Annotated in this window: 16 protein-coding genes; 6 read left to right on the top strand and 10 right to left on the bottom strand. The window is 62.7% G+C overall.

Annotated features, from left to right (window positions below; genetic code table 11):
* Positions 1-208: 208 nt before the first annotated feature.
* From ACIQUG_RS19275 to ACIQUG_RS19265, 3 genes are read right to left on the bottom strand one after another with little or no spacing between them, the layout of a single operon-like run.
* A complete protein-coding gene (locus ACIQUG_RS19275; protein WP_402323551.1) occupies positions 209-1,084 on the bottom strand; it encodes an SDR family oxidoreductase in 876 nt (291 codons plus the stop codon).
* Positions 1,072-2,274 carry a tRNA epoxyqueuosine(34) reductase QueG gene (queG, locus tag ACIQUG_RS19270; RefSeq protein WP_402323550.1) on the bottom strand — a complete coding sequence of 401 codons (1,203 nt, stop codon included), beginning with the start codon at positions 2,272-2,274 and terminating at the stop codon, positions 1,072-1,074. Before queG ends, ACIQUG_RS19275 begins: the two co-directional genes overlap by 13 nt.
* Complete coding sequence (locus ACIQUG_RS19265) at positions 2,255-2,947, bottom strand: glutathione S-transferase family protein (protein ID WP_043615432.1); 693 nt, start codon at positions 2,945-2,947, stop codon at positions 2,255-2,257. Before ACIQUG_RS19265 ends, queG begins: the two co-directional genes overlap by 20 nt.
* Before the next feature lie 162 nt (positions 2,948-3,109).
* Between ACIQUG_RS19265 and ACIQUG_RS19260 the strand changes: the two genes are divergently transcribed.
* Positions 3,110-3,916, top strand: a complete 807-nt coding sequence (locus ACIQUG_RS19260; protein ID WP_402323549.1) for an undecaprenyl-diphosphate phosphatase — start codon at positions 3,110-3,112, stop codon at positions 3,914-3,916.
* 164 nt (positions 3,917-4,080) lie between these two features.
* Here ACIQUG_RS19260 and ACIQUG_RS19255 read toward each other — a convergent pair whose 3' ends face one another.
* The 7 genes from ACIQUG_RS19255 to dnaN all read right to left on the bottom strand — a co-directional run bounded on the left by ACIQUG_RS19255 (position 4,081) and on the right by dnaN (position 9,246).
* Positions 4,081-4,242, bottom strand: coding sequence for a hypothetical protein (locus ACIQUG_RS19255; RefSeq protein ID WP_034804494.1), 162 nt, complete (start codon positions 4,240-4,242; stop codon positions 4,081-4,083).
* Positions 4,243-4,482: 240 nt separating this feature from the next.
* Positions 4,483-5,463 carry a complex I NDUFA9 subunit family protein gene (locus ACIQUG_RS19250; protein ID WP_043615439.1) on the bottom strand — a complete coding sequence of 327 codons (981 nt, stop codon included), beginning with the start codon at positions 5,461-5,463 and terminating at the stop codon, positions 4,483-4,485.
* A gap of 121 nt (positions 5,464-5,584) precedes the next feature.
* Entirely contained in the window at positions 5,585-5,872 is a 288-nt protein-coding gene (locus ACIQUG_RS19245) for a DUF1330 domain-containing protein (protein WP_043615443.1), read from the bottom strand.
* A gap of 115 nt (positions 5,873-5,987) precedes the next feature.
* Positions 5,988-6,692, bottom strand: coding sequence for an orotidine-5'-phosphate decarboxylase (gene pyrF, locus ACIQUG_RS19240; RefSeq protein WP_402323548.1), 705 nt, complete (start codon positions 6,690-6,692; stop codon positions 5,988-5,990).
* A 3-nt stretch (positions 6,693-6,695) separates the two neighbouring features.
* Positions 6,696-7,283: a histidine phosphatase family protein gene (locus ACIQUG_RS19235; RefSeq protein ID WP_402323547.1), complete on the bottom strand. Its 588-nt coding sequence runs from the start codon at positions 7,281-7,283 to the stop codon at positions 6,696-6,698.
* 4 nt (positions 7,284-7,287) lie between these two features.
* Positions 7,288-7,890: a phospholipid N-methyltransferase PmtA gene (gene pmtA, locus ACIQUG_RS19230; RefSeq protein ID WP_402323546.1), complete on the bottom strand. Its 603-nt coding sequence runs from the start codon at positions 7,888-7,890 to the stop codon at positions 7,288-7,290.
* Between the two features lie 237 nt (positions 7,891-8,127).
* Entirely contained in the window at positions 8,128-9,246 is a 1,119-nt protein-coding gene (gene dnaN, locus ACIQUG_RS19225) for a DNA polymerase III subunit beta (RefSeq protein WP_192448080.1), read from the bottom strand.
* A 252-nt stretch (positions 9,247-9,498) separates the two neighbouring features.
* Here dnaN and rsmI point away from each other — a divergent pair, with 252 nt between their 5' ends.
* The 5 genes from rsmI to ugpE all read left to right on the top strand — a co-directional run bounded on the left by rsmI (position 9,499) and on the right by ugpE (position 14,108).
* Positions 9,499-10,428 (top strand): 16S rRNA (cytidine(1402)-2'-O)-methyltransferase, encoded by a 930-nt coding sequence (gene rsmI / locus ACIQUG_RS19220; protein WP_402323545.1) that lies wholly within the window; start codon positions 9,499-9,501, stop codon positions 10,426-10,428.
* Positions 10,418-10,786 (top strand): YraN family protein, encoded by a 369-nt coding sequence (locus tag ACIQUG_RS19215; RefSeq protein WP_402323544.1) that lies wholly within the window; start codon positions 10,418-10,420, stop codon positions 10,784-10,786. The genes rsmI and ACIQUG_RS19215 overlap by 11 nt, the downstream gene beginning before the upstream one ends.
* Positions 10,787-10,946: 160 nt before the next feature.
* On the top strand, positions 10,947-12,245 hold the full coding sequence (locus ACIQUG_RS19210) for an extracellular solute-binding protein (RefSeq protein WP_402323543.1): 1,299 nt from the start codon (positions 10,947-10,949) through the stop codon (positions 12,243-12,245).
* A gap of 5 nt (positions 12,246-12,250) precedes the next feature.
* A complete protein-coding gene (locus ACIQUG_RS19205; RefSeq protein WP_402323542.1) occupies positions 12,251-13,255 on the top strand; it encodes an ABC transporter permease subunit in 1,005 nt (334 codons plus the stop codon).
* Between the two features lie 10 nt (positions 13,256-13,265).
* Positions 13,266-14,108: a sn-glycerol-3-phosphate ABC transporter permease UgpE gene (ugpE, locus tag ACIQUG_RS19200; RefSeq protein WP_402323541.1), complete on the top strand. Its 843-nt coding sequence runs from the start codon at positions 13,266-13,268 to the stop codon at positions 14,106-14,108.
* Positions 14,109-14,133: the final 25 nt, after the last annotated feature.

The raw sequence follows: 14,133 nt of genomic DNA, 5'->3' as shown, positions 1-14,133 counted from the left end.
AATTTCGAATTGGACCAATTGTCCGGAATCCGGATGGTCGAAAATTCGTTACTAGCGCACAGGTTGTGTGAAATTAGCCAAGTATCGAACGAATATCCAAAGAATGTCACAATTGCGCTCGCCCAGCCCTGACCATTACTGACGGACTGACTGTCGACGTTCTATAAGCATTACGGGTTATGCTATCTGGCGCGCGCCATATTTCGTTTCACTGTCCGCGCCAAGCGCCCGACTGCCAGAGCTGTGCAAGCGAGACGCGATAATCCGGAAACGCGAATTCAAAACCGGTTGCGCGCATGCGGGCGTTCGAAACCCGCTTGTTTTCGCCATAGAAGGTGCGGGCCATCGGCGACAGTTCGGCTTGCTCGAAGGGCGTTTCCGGCGGCGGCTCGACACCCATCAGCCGGGCGGCTTCCGCGACCACGTCCTGGGGCGGCGCCGGCTCGTTGTCGGTGATGTTGAAGACACCGCTGGTGCCAGTGTTGGCGAGGAACAGCGCCGCGGCGCCGATATCCTCGACGCGGATGCGATTGAACACCTGGCCAGGCTTGACCAGCCGCCGGGCCGTGCCGGTTTCGAGATTGCAGAAGGCGTTGCGTCCGGGGCCGTAGATGCCGGAGAGCCTCAGCACCGCGACGGGAATATCCTGCCTCTTGCCGAAGGCGATCCAGGCGTCTTCCGCTTCCACGCGCTCGACAGAGCGGGCCGAGACCGGTTTGCGCAGCATGTCCTCGGTGACCCATTCTCCGCCGTGGTCGCCATAGACGCCCACCGTCGAGAGGTAGCCGATCCATTTGAGGTTCGGCGCGATCTGCGCGAGGTCCGGGCTCGTGGCGCGGAACATGGGATCACCGTCGCGACCGGGCGCGATCGACTGGATCAAATGGGTTGCCTTGCCAAGGGCGGCGGCCAGACCGTCGGAGATCGTCTCGCCGTCGAAGAGGACCGGGCGGATGCCGGCCCTTTCGAGCTTTGTCGCCTTCTCCTCGGTCCGGGTGGTGCCCATGACGCTTGTGGCCGTCGGGGCCATCGCTTTTGCGATTGCCGTACCGGAGTAACCGGCGCCAAGGATCAGGACATGCATCGGCTCACTCCCGCGATCTGCCATTCGTTGAGGACGTCTTCGTCCGTCTCTGGCTCGCATTGTTCGGCAAATTCCGCAAGCGCCGCAGGCGCGACCAATCGTGACAGCGCCCAGACCGCCATCGCCCGCACCACGGCAGAGGTGTCGTTGACGCGGGCCTTGACTGCGGGCACCAGCGCGTGGCTGCCGGAGTTGCCGGCGGCGATGAGCACGTTCCGCACGAAGCGGTCTCGACCGATGCGCTTGACCGGCGAGCCTGAGAACAGGCTGCGGAAGCTCGGATCATCGAGGTCAAGCAGGGTTTCGAGCGACGGCGCCTTCAGGTCGTCGCGTGCTCTGAGCTTCATTTCCGAGGCCGCCTGCGCGAACTTGTTCCAGGGGCAGGCGGCAAGACAGTCGTCGCAGCCATAGATGCGGTTGCCGATCAGCGGCCGGAATTCAGGATCGATCGGCCCCTTGTGCTCGATCGTCAGGTAAGAGATGCAACGGCGCGCGTCGATCCGGTAGGGCGCCGGGAAGGCGTCGGTCGGACAGGCGTCGAGGCAGGCGCGGCAGGAGCCGCAATGGTCGCGCTCGGCTTCGTCGAACGCAAGGTCGGCCGTGGTGAACAGGCTGCCGAGAAACAGCCATGAGCCATAGTCGCGGCTGACGAGATTGGTGTGCTTGCCCTGCCAGCCGAGGCCGGCCTGCTCCGCCAGCGGCTTTTCCATGACAGGGGCAGTATCGACGAAGACCTTGACGTCCTCGCCGGCGCGGGCGGCAAAGCGGGTCGCGACTTCCTTGAGCTTGCCCTTGATGATGTCGTGATAGTCGCGGTTCTGGGCATAGACCGAGATCGCACCGCGGTCGGTCTGCTCCAGGATGCCGCGCGGATCGTGTTCCGGCCCGTAGTTCATCGCGAACATGACGACGGAGCGCACCTCGCTCCAGAGCGTGCGCGGATCGGAACGGCGCTCGGCCGTCTCCTCGAGCCAGTCCATCGTGCCGTGAAAGCGCTCGTCGAGGAAATCCCTGAGCCGGCTTGGGGCTTGCGGAATGGCATCGGGCCGGGTGATGCGACAGAGATCGAAGCCCTTGTCTGCCGCTTCCGCCTTCAGGAACGCCGTCAGCTTCAGCCGGCGCCGTTCCTCACTGTCTGCCTTGGCATCGATGCCGGGCACGCTATTCGCCTCAGAAGTCGAGATCCGCATAGTGCGGAACGGGGGTCACGCCGCGCACGCGCTCGGCAAGCAGCGGGCGGAAGGAGGGGCGGGACTTCAGCCGCTGGTACCATTCCTTGGCGCTCGGAGCGTCCGACCAGTCGATTTCTCCAAGATAGTCGAGCACGGACACGGTCGCGGCCGCGGCGAGATCCGCATAGGAAATGCGGTCGCCGGCAAGCCAGGTGCGCGTGCCCGCGAGCCACGAGAGGTATTTCATGTGCTGGCGGATGTTGGCGCGGGACGTGCGCAGAATCTTGCTGTCGGGCGCGCCGCCGCCCTGGTCCGGCGTCATCTGCAGCTTGAAGATCCGCTCGCGCACCAGCGGCCGGGTCACATCGGCTTCCATCTTCTGTAGGAACCACTCGACCAGCCGGCGGATCTCGGCGCGCTGGAACGGATCTTCCGCGAGCAGCCGGCGATCCCGCTTCATGATGCCGTTCGTCTCGTCGAGATATTCCGAGATGATCGTGGCCCCACAGAGAGCCCTCATACTATCGTCAACATAGACCGGTAGCGTGCCGGCCGGGTTCAACGCCAGGAAGTCGCGCCGATTTTCCCAGGGCTGCTCATCGGTCAGTTCCGTCTGATAGCCGTATTCCGAAAGGATCAGGCGAACGAACCGTGAGGCGGAGGACATTGGGTGGTGATACAGTGTCGGCATCGATGATCTGGTTTCTCAGAGGCTTTTTGCTGGGGGCATCAGCGTGGCGGCGCAAGCGTCTGGCCACGGCTCATAAGAAAGAGCTATAGAAATTTGTGGTGGCAAACACAAGCGAATCAGCCTTTTCCCCCCACTTCAAAACTTGTCAGGAAAATCTCATATATGGCGGATCAATCGATCATCAGCGCGCTCGTCCTCGGGCTCATCGAGGGCCTGACGGAGTTTATCCCTGTCTCGTCGACGGCGCATGTTCTCCTCGCCGGTCACTTCCTCGGCTTCAAGTCGCCGGGCAACACCTTCGCCGTTCTCATCCAGCTTGGCGCCATTCTGGCAATCCTGCTCGTCTATTTCCAGAAGCTTCTGTCGATCGCGCTGGCGCTGCCGACAAGCATCAAGGCGCGCCGCTTCGTCGTGTCAGTGCTGCTCGCTTTCCTGCCGGCGGCCATCATCGGCGCCATCGCCCATGATTTCATCAAGACGGTGCTGTTCGAGACGCCTGTCCTGATCTGCGTCGTGCTGATCGTCGGTGGCGTCATCCTCTATGCGATCGACCAGATGCCGCTGAAGCCGCGCTATACCGACGTGATGGACTATCCGCCGTCGCTGGCGCTGAAGATCGGCCTGTTCCAGTGCCTGGCGATGATCCCGGGCACGTCGCGTTCCGGCGCGACGATCGCCGGTGCGCTGCTGATGGGCACCGACAAGCGCTCGGCCGCCGAGTTCTCGTTCTTCCTGGCGATGCCGACCATGCTCGGCGCCTTCACGCTGGACCTCTACAAGAACCGTGACGCGCTGTCCTTCGACGATTTCACCATGATTGCCGTCGGCTTCATCGCGGCCTTCGTCGCCGGCATCTTCGTCGTACGCTCGCTGCTCGACTTCGTCTCGCGGCGCGGCTTCACCCCGTTCGCCATCTGGCGCATCATCGTTGGTACCGCTGGGCTCATCGGTCTCTGGCTGGTCGGCTGAGCAAAGCCAACGGTCTCAGAATGACAAAAGGCGCGTTCCGGACGCGCCTTTTTCTTTGGCCTAAAGCGGCCTCCAAAAACAAAGCCGCGTGCGTCTCAAGAAGAAACGCACGCGGCCACTGGCCCCCGCCAATAACTGATTTTACCCTCCAAGAGGGTGCCGGCTTAGTGGCCGGAAAGGTCGATCGACGCGGTCGTGCACGGATCGACGCCATAGGCCGGAGCGCAATCCTTGCCGCTGCTGGCGACCGTGTTCGGCGCCATGAACGAGCCAGCCAGAATGATCAGTGCCGCACACGCAAAAAAGATTGCGATCGACTTGCCCATGGACGCTATGCCTTTCGAGATTGATGCTGCCGCCCGCCGTCATGCCTTGGGATCGGGGGCGCGAGGCGGTGTTTAGTTGGTGGATATGACATGATCAATATCAGGACATGTTGAATTTGCGGTAAATGCCAATCGCTTTTGCCAGTGCGGCAGAACTGCAACGCTGTTACCGCAATACAACAGAAAACAGCCGCCGGAGGTTCCGGCGGCCGTTCAAAAAAATCGCTGGGTCGCTGCCGATCAGGCGGCGCGGCCGCTACGGGTGTACTGGCCCTGAGGGCGGTAGCGCACGAGGTAGGTCGGCAGGATCGGTTCCAGCATCGTCGGGTCGATGCCGATGCCCGAAAGCGTGCGGCCTTCCGAAACGGCCTTTGCCGAGACGACATTGTCGGATTTCAGCAACACCACCTGGTCGGCGGTGAGCGGCGGCGTGACGAAGGGGATCAGCGACGAAACGCTGCCGATGAGGGACGCAACGCCGAAGGGCAGCGAGACGAGTGCGCGCTTGCGGTCGATCGTGTTGAGCATGATCTCGAGACAGTCGCGGAAGCTCAAGACGTCCGGGCCGCCGAGTTCGTAGATCTTGCCCTTGGCGATCTTGCCGTCGACGGCGCGAGCAACGGCCTCGGCGACGTCGGTCACGTAGACGGGCTGGAACTTCGTCTCGCCGCCACCGATCAACGGCAGGGCCGGCGAGAAGCGGGCCATGTTGGCGAACTTGTTGAAGAAGCCGTCCTCGGGACCGAAGACGACCGACGGACGCAGGATGATTGCGTCGGGCTTCGTTTCCAGGATCGCAGCCTCGGCGCGGCCCTTGCTGCGGGCGTAGTTCGAGGCGGACGATGCGTCGGCGCCGATGGCGGAGATGTGGGTCAGCGTCGCGCCGACGCCGCGGGCGGCTTCAGCCACCGCACGGGCGCCGAAATCCTGGACGGCATCGAAGGTGTTGCGGCCGCTTTCGAACAGCACGCCGACGCAGTTGATGACGTGATCGGAGCCTTCGACGGCGCGGTCGACCGATTTACGGTAACGCAGGTTCGCCTGGACGAAGGAGATCTGGCCGACATTGCCGAGCGGCTGGAGATGGCCGGCAAGATCCGGACGGCGAACGGCGACGCGGATGCGATAGCCGCGCTTGGCGAGCGCGCGCACCACATGACGGCCGACGAACCCGGATCCGCCGAAAATCGTCACCAGCGGCGGAAGGTTGGACAAGGTCATGGGATGTGCACTCCTGATCGGATCGGAAAGAATTGATTGCTACATAGCCCAACAGCCGCGAGAGGTGAAGGCCAATCGACGCCTGCGTGCAGAGCCTGCTGAAGGTTGGAGGCGGTGGGGATCAGACGCCTTCGACGACCACCATCTCGGCGTCGGCGACTTCCTGGCGGATCGCAGCGGCAATCTGGTACTCGGGCGAGTTATAACAGTCGATCGCCGCCTGCAGAGACGGAAATTCGATCACCACGTTGCGGGCGCGAACGCCACCTTCCAGCCGGTGATGCACACCGCCGCGTGCCAGAAAATTGGCGCCGTACTTCTCGAAGGCCGGCTTTGCGGCCGCCACATAGTCCTTGTAGCGCTCGGGGTCGCGGACATCGACCCGTGCGATCCAGTATCCCTTGGCCATACTGAGCTCCTCGTCTTGCAGCACGAAAGGCTGACGGGAGTGTTACTTCCGGCAAATTTGGGTCGAGGTCAAGCGGATCGGCCGGCCGCGCGGGTCCTAGGGCTGCCGCCCGGCATCAGCGGGCAAGCGCGCCGTTCATTTCGGCAAGGATGGCGCGGGCAGCGACAAGCGGCTCGGCGGCTGCGACGATTGGGCGCGCGACGACGAGATGGCTGGATCCGGCCTTGAGCGCCTCGGAGGGCGTCATCACCCGCTTCTGGTCGCCCTTGTCCGCGCCGGCCGGGCGGATGCCCGGAGTGACGAGCGCCATGTTGGGGCCGATAATCTTGCGCACGGCCGAAGATTCTTCCGCCGAGCAGACGATGCCGCCCATGCCCGCGGCGCGCGCCTGTTCGGCCCGGCGCAGCACCAGCGTGTGCGGGTCGTATTCGTAGCCGGCATCGATCACGTCCTGCTCGTCCATCGAGGTGAGCACGGTGACGCCGAGCAGGCAGAGGTCGGAGCCTTTTGCAGCCTCGACAGCCGCCTTCATCGCCTTCGGATAGGCGTGCAGGGTCAGCATCGACATGCCCATCTTGGCGATGTTCTCGACGCCCTTGGCCACCGTGTTGTCGATATCGAGCAGCTTCATGTCGAGGAAGATCTTCTTGCCGCTCTTGGCCAGGTCGCGTGCGAATTCCAGGCCGCCGGCAAAGACCAGCTGGTAGCCGATCTTGTAGAAGGAGACGTCGTTTCCGAGCGTCGACACGATCTTCTCGGCATCCGCAATCGTCGGAAGGTCGAGGCCTACGATCAGTCTGTCGCGCGCGGTTTCGGTCATCGTCTAAATCCCCTGCCAGTGTTCCATCGGGGTCCAGTCGCATGCGACGGCTCGATCCGCAAGGCGGAAAGCAAAGACATTGCCGCCGCCGCCACCCTTCTGGTCGGCGGCGCGCGCGATCGGCGCGCCGGTGAGCCGACATTTCAGAAGCGTGCCGACGCCGCCGTGGCCGACGAAGGCGATCGGCATCTTCGGATCGTGATCGCCGAGGATCCGAAAGACCGCATTCGAGATGCGGGCCTGGGCGTCGATCGCCCGCTCCCAGCCCTTGAAGCTCTCGGTGGGATTGGCGAAGAACCAGTCGGCCGCCTTCTCGAATTCCGGCGGCGGCAGGAAGCCGGTAGCCGACCGATCGTTCTCGCCCATGTCGTGGTGGACCTCAACCGTCACGCCGGCCGCATCGGCCAGCAGTTGTGCGGTCTCGATCGCCTTGGTTTCGTCGCTCGAAACGATCCGTCCGAGCGAACGCACCCAGGGCAACGCGGCGGTGATGACCGCGCGTTCGCGGCCAACGGTGGAAAGGCCCCATTGCGGGACGGGCACATCAGGATCGATCTGGACCTGCGGATGGGTGACGTAGACGCCGAACATCCTGTCAGTGCGCCCGGCGATAGACCCAGAGCTGCGCCGGCGGAATGTTGCGCACGACGAAGTCGAGATGCTGGATGCTGTAGCGGTCCGGCATGGCAACGACGGGCGACAAAGGTCCGTAGGAAATCTGCACGACCGGCCGGCCGACCGGAATGCGCGACAGCAGATCGTCGATCAGTTCGACGCGCCGGTGCATCGGGAAGTTCAGAAGCGGCACGGCCGAGACGACGCTGTCGAAGGTCTGGCCATTGAGTTCGCCAAGGGTATGCTCCAGATCGAAAGCATCGCCGTTGATGAAGTTGACGCCGTTGAAGTTGGTCTTGAGCTGATTGTAGAAATCGGTCGAATACTCGATCGATACGAGATTGGACGGCTCAAGGCCACGTTCCAGGATCGCCTTGGTGATGACGCCAGTGCCGGGGCCGAGCTCAAGAACCGGTATGCCCGAGGCCGGGTTGATGACGCTTGCCATTCGGCGCGCGGTGACGGAGGAGGTCGGCAGGATCGCGCCGACGGCCTTGGCGTTGCTCATCCATCCCTTGAAAAAGCGAATCTCCTCGTCGAACTTCCGTCCGAGCCGTTCCTTCACCTTCACGCGCAAATTCATTGAACCCCTCAAAACCGCTGTCCTCTCCTCGCACAGGCCGTCCGCGCAAAATTCCCCACCCGGTGATTCGAGCCGGTGGCGGCGGCGTCAACATAATGTGTCCCCATCTGCGGCAAAAACAAGTCTGTCTGCGCCTGAAAGCGTTCGCTTATCAACAGCCCGCAAATGCCGCGGCCAACAAAAAACCCGCCACGCGCGGGCGTGACGGGTTGGCAATTCGTGCCGCGTCAGGCCCGGCTACACGCGCATCGGCATGAGCACATAGAGCGCATCTTCAGCGGCCAGATCACGGACGAGCGTCGGCGAGCCCGGGTCTGCCAGCATGAAGATCGCATCGGTGCCGGTCAGTTGCGACGTGATGTCGAGCAGGTACTTGGCGTTGAAGCCGATTTCGAGCGGATCGTGGTCGTAGCCGACGGGCAGTTCTTCCGTAGCACTACCGGAATCCGGATTGTTGACCGTCAGCGTCATCTGGCCTTCGTTCAGCGCCAGCTTGACGGCGCGGCCGCGCTCCGAAGAGATCGTCGATACGCGGTCGACGGCCTGGGCGAAAGACTGGCAATCGACGCGCAGTTCCTTGTCGTTGTTGGCCGGGATGACGCGCTGGTAGTCGGGGAAGGTGCCGTCGATCAGCTTCGAGGTCATGACGATCGAGCCCATCGTCAGGCGGATCTTGGCGTCGGAGACTTCGACGGTGACGACGAGATCCGGGTTGTCGAGCAGCTTCTGCAATTCGCTGACGGTCTTGCGCGGGATGATGATGCCCGGCATGCCTTCGGAACCGGACGGCGCTTCGACGTCGGCGCGCGCCAGGCGGTGGCCGTCCGTTGCGACAGCGCGAAGCTTCAGCTCACCCTTGCTTTCGACCGTGTGGACGAAGATGCCGTTGAGATAGTAGCGGGTTTCCTCGGTCGAGATCGCGAACTGGGTGCGATCGATCAACATCTTGAGGTCGGTCGCCTTGAGGCGGAACGAATGCGAGAAGCTGCCAGCGGTCAAGTCCGGGAAGTCGGATTGCGGCAGGCACTGCAGCGAGAACTTGGAGCGGCCCGAGGCGACGGTCATCGCCGTGCCTTCGGCGTTGGTGGCGAGCAGCACTTCCGAACCGTCGGGAAGCTTGCGCACGATGTCGTAGAGCAGGTGCGCCGGCACAGTGGTCGCGCCCGCCTGTTCCACCTGCGCCGGGGTCGCCTCGGTGATTTCGAGGTCGAGGTCGGTCGCCTTCATTTCGAGGCTGGCGCCGTCGGAACGCAGGAGCACGTTCGAGAGGATCGGGATCGTGTTTCGCCGCTCCACCACGCGGTGCACGTGGTTCAGCGATTTCAGGAGGTTGGATCGCTCGAGAGTAATGCGCATGGGATGCCGCTTTCAACCATTGCCCGGCGGGCGAAACGTCCGCCTGAGCGTCAACTGCGAGTGCCCCGGCCGACCGACCGGATAGATGTGGACCGGCAAAATGGCAGAAAGAGCGCCCGGAAAGCAAGGGGTTTGAGGGCTTCTGTCCCCAGATGCGGCACGTAGGCCCGCCGTCTTGCCCTTGCTCTGTCATGGTGGCTCACTCATAAAGGCCGGATAGACACATCGGTCAGCACGATCAGGACGTTACAGGTGGAAAAGCAGAAGACAGCGGAACCGGCAGGCGGACAGAGGGAGCGCAGCTACCGGCTGCACAATGTGAGCGTTCCGGCCCGCCCCCTCGATGCCGCGCTCTATCTGGTGGCGACCCCGATCGGCAATCTCGGCGATATCACGCTGCGGGCGCTGGAAACGCTGGCCGGCGCCGATGTGCTTGCCTGCGAGGACACGCGGGTTACACGCGTGCTGCTCGACCGCTACGGCATCGTCAATCGGCCCTATGCCTACCACGAGCACAATGCCGACGAGGTTGGGCCTCGGTTGCTGGCAGCGCTTGCGGAAGGGCGTTCGGTGGCGCTGGTCTCCGATGCCGGCACGCCGCTGGTCTCCGACCCCGGCTATCGCTTGGGGCAGCTTGCGATCGAAGCCGGACATCGCGTCGTGCCGATCCCCGGCGCCTCGGCGCCACTGGCAGCGCTCGTCGGTTCGGGCCTGCCGAACGACGCTTTCCTCTTTGCCGGTTTCCTGCCGACCAAGGACAAGGCCAAGCGCGATCGCCTCAGGGAACTCGCCGCCGTGCCGGCAACCATCCTGTTCTTCGAATCGCCGCACCGGATCGCTGCGACGGTTGCCGCGGCGGCCGACGTTTTGGGGGACGGCAGACGGGCGTCCGTGTGCCGCGAATTGACCAAGACCTTCGAGGAGTTTCGCCGCGGCACGCTCGGCGAGCTTGCCACCCATTATGAACAGGCGGGGCCGGTCAAGGGCGAGATCGTGCTCGTCATCGGCCCTCCTGACGCCGCGCCCGAACCGGAAGCGGCCGATGTCGATGCGCTGCTGCAAAGCCTCGTTGCCGACATGCCCACCGGCAAGGCGGCAACCGAAGCCGCCCGCCAGACGGGCCTGCCGCGCAAGGAACTCTATGACCGGCTGCTGCAACTGAAGGAGCGCCATGACGACTGATGGCGGCGACAGGCGGAAGCTGAAGGCGCTGAGGCGAGGATACCTTGCCGAATACCGCGCCGCGCTTTGTCTCCTGCTCAAGGGCTACCGCATCGTCGCCATGCGCCATCGCACCAAACTTGGCGAGATCGACATCATCGCAAGGCGGGGCGACCTCATCGCCTGCGTCGAGGTCAAGGCCCGCCGCTCGGCCGAAGACGGCGTCTTTGCCGTGACGGCGACGGCACAGAGGCGCATTCGTGCCGCAAGCGATCTCTGGCTGGCGAAACAGCCGGATTTCAACAGGCTTTCCGTACGTTACGACATCGTCACGGTGACACCCTGGGGCTGGCCGCGGCACCTGGCGGATGCGTTCTGAGCCGGTACCGGATGACGGAAAATGATCGCGTTGTTCCGTCCGAGTTTCCAGTTGGAACATATTCGCGAATTTGTAATCGTTCCGACATAAAAGCGTTACCAGCCTGTCATTGAAGGTCACTAGTCCACTGCCATCCGCAACCCGGTGGAGAGGATTAGTCATGTTCAAGAAGTTTACGCTCGCAGCCCTTACCCTTGCCTTTTCGGCGACCTCGTCGCTCGCCGCGACCGATATTACCTGGTGGCACGGCATGGCCGGCCGCAACGGCGAAGTCATCAATGAAGTTTCCAAGAAGTTCAACGAAGCCCAGAGCGCCTGCGCGCTGACCCCGGTTTCCAAGGGCACCTACGAGGAAGCGCTCGCTTCCGGCATCGCCGCCTTCCGCTCGGGCGAACAGCCGAACATCCTGCAGGTCTTCGACGCCGGTGCCGCCACCATCATCAACGCCAAGGGCGCGGTCATCCCCGCCGAAGACCTGATCATCAAGGCTGGCCACAACTTCGACCGCAACGCCTTCATCGACGGCGTGCGCTACTTCTACGCCGACAGCGAAGGCAAGTTCGTCGGCATGCCGTTCAACTCGTCGGCGCCGATTATGTACATCAACGACGAAGCGCTGAAGAAGGCCGGCGTCGAAGCGCCGAAGACCTGGGAAGAGTTCGAAGCTGCCGCCCCGAAGCTCAAGGAAGCCGGCTACATCCCGCTCGTCCAGTCGCAACTGACCTGGCAGTTCACCGAGAACTTCTTTTCGCGCAACAACATCCAGTTCGCCACCAACAACAACGGCTATGATGCCGTCGCCGACACCGAGCTGAAGGTCACCGACCCGAACCTCGTCATGATGTTCGACAAGCTCAAGGCCTGGAAGGACGAAGGCTACTTCGCGTTCTACGGCGCCGGCTGGAACGACAACCAGAAGGTCTTCGAAGAAGGCAAGGCCGCCTTCTGGATCGGTTCGTCGGGCTCCTTCGGCGGCCTGCAGAAAACGGCGCAGATGCCGTTCTCGGCAACCTTCCTGCCCTATTGGGGCTCGATCAAGGGCGCCGGCACCAACTCGTTCATCGGCGGTGCTGCTCTGTTTGCCATGTCCGGCAAGTCGGATGAGGAAAACAAGTGCGTTGCCGACTTCTTCCAGTTCCTGACCTCGCCTGAGATCCAGTACTTCTACCACAAGGCCACCGGCTACGTCGCCATCACCAAGGCAGCCTACGAGCTTGCCCAGAAGGACGGCTACTACAAGGAGAAGCCGGTTGCCGAAGTCGGCATCAAGCAACTCATGCTGCCGGCCGGCGACTGGTCGAAGGGCTACCGCCTCGGCTTCTACCCGCAGATCCGCGAAATCATGGAACGCGAGTACGGCCGCATCTTCTCGGGCGAAACGACCGTCAAGGACGCGTTCGATACGATCGAGAAGGAAGGCAACGAGCTGCTCGCTCGCTTCGCCAAGACGGCCGGCTGATCTCCATGTCGACCGTGACAGATCTCCTCCCCGCGTCGCGGGGAGGGACCGGAACAAAGACCGGGGGGCGTCGCTTCGGCGCCTTCCGGTTTTTCGGTGGCCAGTCGAATAGCGGAGGGGAAAGTGCTGCAAAGCGCGTGCAGTTCTCCTCGCGGTTCCTGCCTTACCTCTTCCTCGCGCCGCAGCTCGCGATCATCTTCATCTTCTTCTACTGGCCCTCGGTTCAGGCGATCCAGTCGTCCTTCTATCTCGAAGATCCCTTCGGCTTCGGTTCGACCTTCGTCGGCATGACCAACTACACGGACGTGCTGAAGTCGGGCGAATATCTCGGAATTGCCCGCTTTACTGCCGTCTTCACCGCGCTCGTGACGTTCTTTGCGCTGTCGATCGGCCTGTTGCTCGCCGTCAAGGCGGATGGCGTCATTCGCGGCAACGCCGCCTACAAGACGCTGCTCATCTGGGTCTATGCCATCGCCCCGCCGGTCGCCGGCCTCATCGGCATGATGTTCTTCGACCAGCATATCGGCCCGATCGTCGAGCTTGCGCGATGGTTCGGCTGGGACATCAAGGTGGGCCTCAACTACTTCGACACCGCCTTTTCCATGGTGGTCGTCTCGGTCTGGAAACAGATCCCCTACAACTTCATCTTCTTTCTTTCGGGCCTGCAGGGCATTCCGGTGGCGGTTCGTGAGGCGGCGGCGATCGATTGCCGCTCGGGCTTCCGCCGCTTCTGGACGGTGATCCTGCCGCTTCTGGCGCCGACCGCCTTCTTCCTTCTGATCATCAACGTCACCTATGCGCTGTTCGATACCTTCGGCGTCATCGACGTGATGGTGAAGGACAAGGCCGCCAACAACCCGATCACCCTTGTCTACAAGGTCTACATGGACGGGTTCCGCGGCAACGATCTCGGCGGCTCCTCGGCCCAGTCGGTGATCCTGATGCTGATCGTCTTCGTTCTCACCATATTCCAGTTCCGCTTCATCGAGCGGCGCGTGCACTACAATTGAGGCGGGGCCGATGTATCGCACCAAGATTTTCGACCACGTCATCCTCCTCTTCGGCGTCTTCATCATGGTGGCGCCGGTTGTCGTCGCCTTCATGACCTCGACCCACGAGGCGGCCGATATTCACCGCAATGGCCTCAGCCTCACCTGGGGCGGCCATTTCGTCGAGACCTACACGACGGTGCTGACGCGCGAGGGCGGCTTCACCGGCAAGATCACCGGCTTCAACATGATGCTGAACTCGATGATCCTGGGCCTCGGCTTTGCCGTCGGCAAGATCGTGCTGTCCATGCTGGCCGCCTATGCGCTGGTCTATTTCCGCTTTCCGCTCGCGACCTTCTTCTTCTGGGTGATCTTCACCACGCTGCTTTTGCCGCTCGAAGTGCGCATCCTTCCGTCCTACGAAGTGATGAACACGCTGAAGCTGACGAACACCTATACCGGCCTGATCGTGCCGCTGCTCGCATCCGCCACCGGCACCTTCTATTTCCGGCAGTTCTTCAAGTCGGTGCCGGACGAGTTGCTGGAGGCGGCCCGTATCGACGGCGCGGGGCCGTTCAAGTTCTTCATCGACGTCCTGGTGCCGCTGTCGCGCACGATGATGGCGGCGATCTTTATCATCATGTTCGTCTACGGCTGGAACCAGTATCTTTGGCCGACGTTGATGACCACGGACGAAGGCTTCTTCACGCTGGTGCGCGGCATCAAGCAGATCCTGCTCGTCTGGGTCGGCTCGAACATCCCCGACTACAACGAGGCCTTCGCGTTGGCGATCCTCGCCATGCTGCCGCCTGTCATGATCGTCGTGATCTTCCAGCGCTGGTTCATCAAGGGCCTGACCGAAAGCGACAAATAGCGGAGCGGCGGCGGGACAAAGGTCC

Source organism: Ensifer sp. NPDC090286 (assembly GCF_044769565.1).
In the GTDB taxonomy this organism is placed as follows: domain Bacteria; phylum Pseudomonadota; class Alphaproteobacteria; order Rhizobiales; family Rhizobiaceae; genus Ensifer.
This window is presented reverse-complemented; position numbering and strand designations above follow the sequence as displayed.

Excerpts from the sequence above, each read along its gene's own strand:
- ACIQUG_RS19275 (WP_402323551.1), bottom strand. The coding sequence starts at position 1,084 with ATGCATGTCCTGATCCTTGGCGCCGGTTACTCCGGTACGGCAATCGCA.
- queG (WP_402323550.1), bottom strand. The coding sequence starts at position 2,274 with ATGCGGATCTCGACTTCTGAGGCGAATAGCGTGCCCGGCATCGATGCC.
- ACIQUG_RS19265 (WP_043615432.1), bottom strand. The coding sequence starts at position 2,947 with ATGCCGACACTGTATCACCACCCAATGTCCTCCGCCTCACGGTTCGTT.
- ACIQUG_RS19260 (WP_402323549.1), top strand. The coding sequence starts at position 3,110 with ATGGCGGATCAATCGATCATCAGCGCGCTCGTCCTCGGGCTCATCGAG.
- ACIQUG_RS19255 (WP_034804494.1), bottom strand. The coding sequence starts at position 4,242 with ATGGGCAAGTCGATCGCAATCTTTTTTGCGTGTGCGGCACTGATCATT.
- ACIQUG_RS19250 (WP_043615439.1), bottom strand. The coding sequence starts at position 5,463 with ATGACCTTGTCCAACCTTCCGCCGCTGGTGACGATTTTCGGCGGATCC.
- ACIQUG_RS19245 (WP_043615443.1), bottom strand. The coding sequence starts at position 5,872 with ATGGCCAAGGGATACTGGATCGCACGGGTCGATGTCCGCGACCCCGAG.
- pyrF (WP_402323548.1), bottom strand. The coding sequence starts at position 6,692 with ATGACCGAAACCGCGCGCGACAGACTGATCGTAGGCCTCGACCTTCCG.
- ACIQUG_RS19235 (WP_402323547.1), bottom strand. The coding sequence starts at position 7,283 with ATGTTCGGCGTCTACGTCACCCATCCGCAGGTCCAGATCGATCCTGAT.
- pmtA (WP_402323546.1), bottom strand. The coding sequence starts at position 7,890 with ATGAATTTGCGCGTGAAGGTGAAGGAACGGCTCGGACGGAAGTTCGAC.
- dnaN (WP_192448080.1), bottom strand. The coding sequence starts at position 9,246 with ATGCGCATTACTCTCGAGCGATCCAACCTCCTGAAATCGCTGAACCAC.
- ACIQUG_RS19215 (WP_402323544.1), top strand. The coding sequence starts at position 10,418 with ATGACGACTGATGGCGGCGACAGGCGGAAGCTGAAGGCGCTGAGGCGA.
- ACIQUG_RS19210 (WP_402323543.1), top strand. The coding sequence starts at position 10,947 with ATGTTCAAGAAGTTTACGCTCGCAGCCCTTACCCTTGCCTTTTCGGCG.
- ACIQUG_RS19205 (WP_402323542.1), top strand. The coding sequence starts at position 12,251 with ATGTCGACCGTGACAGATCTCCTCCCCGCGTCGCGGGGAGGGACCGGA.
- ugpE (WP_402323541.1), top strand. The coding sequence starts at position 13,266 with ATGTATCGCACCAAGATTTTCGACCACGTCATCCTCCTCTTCGGCGTC.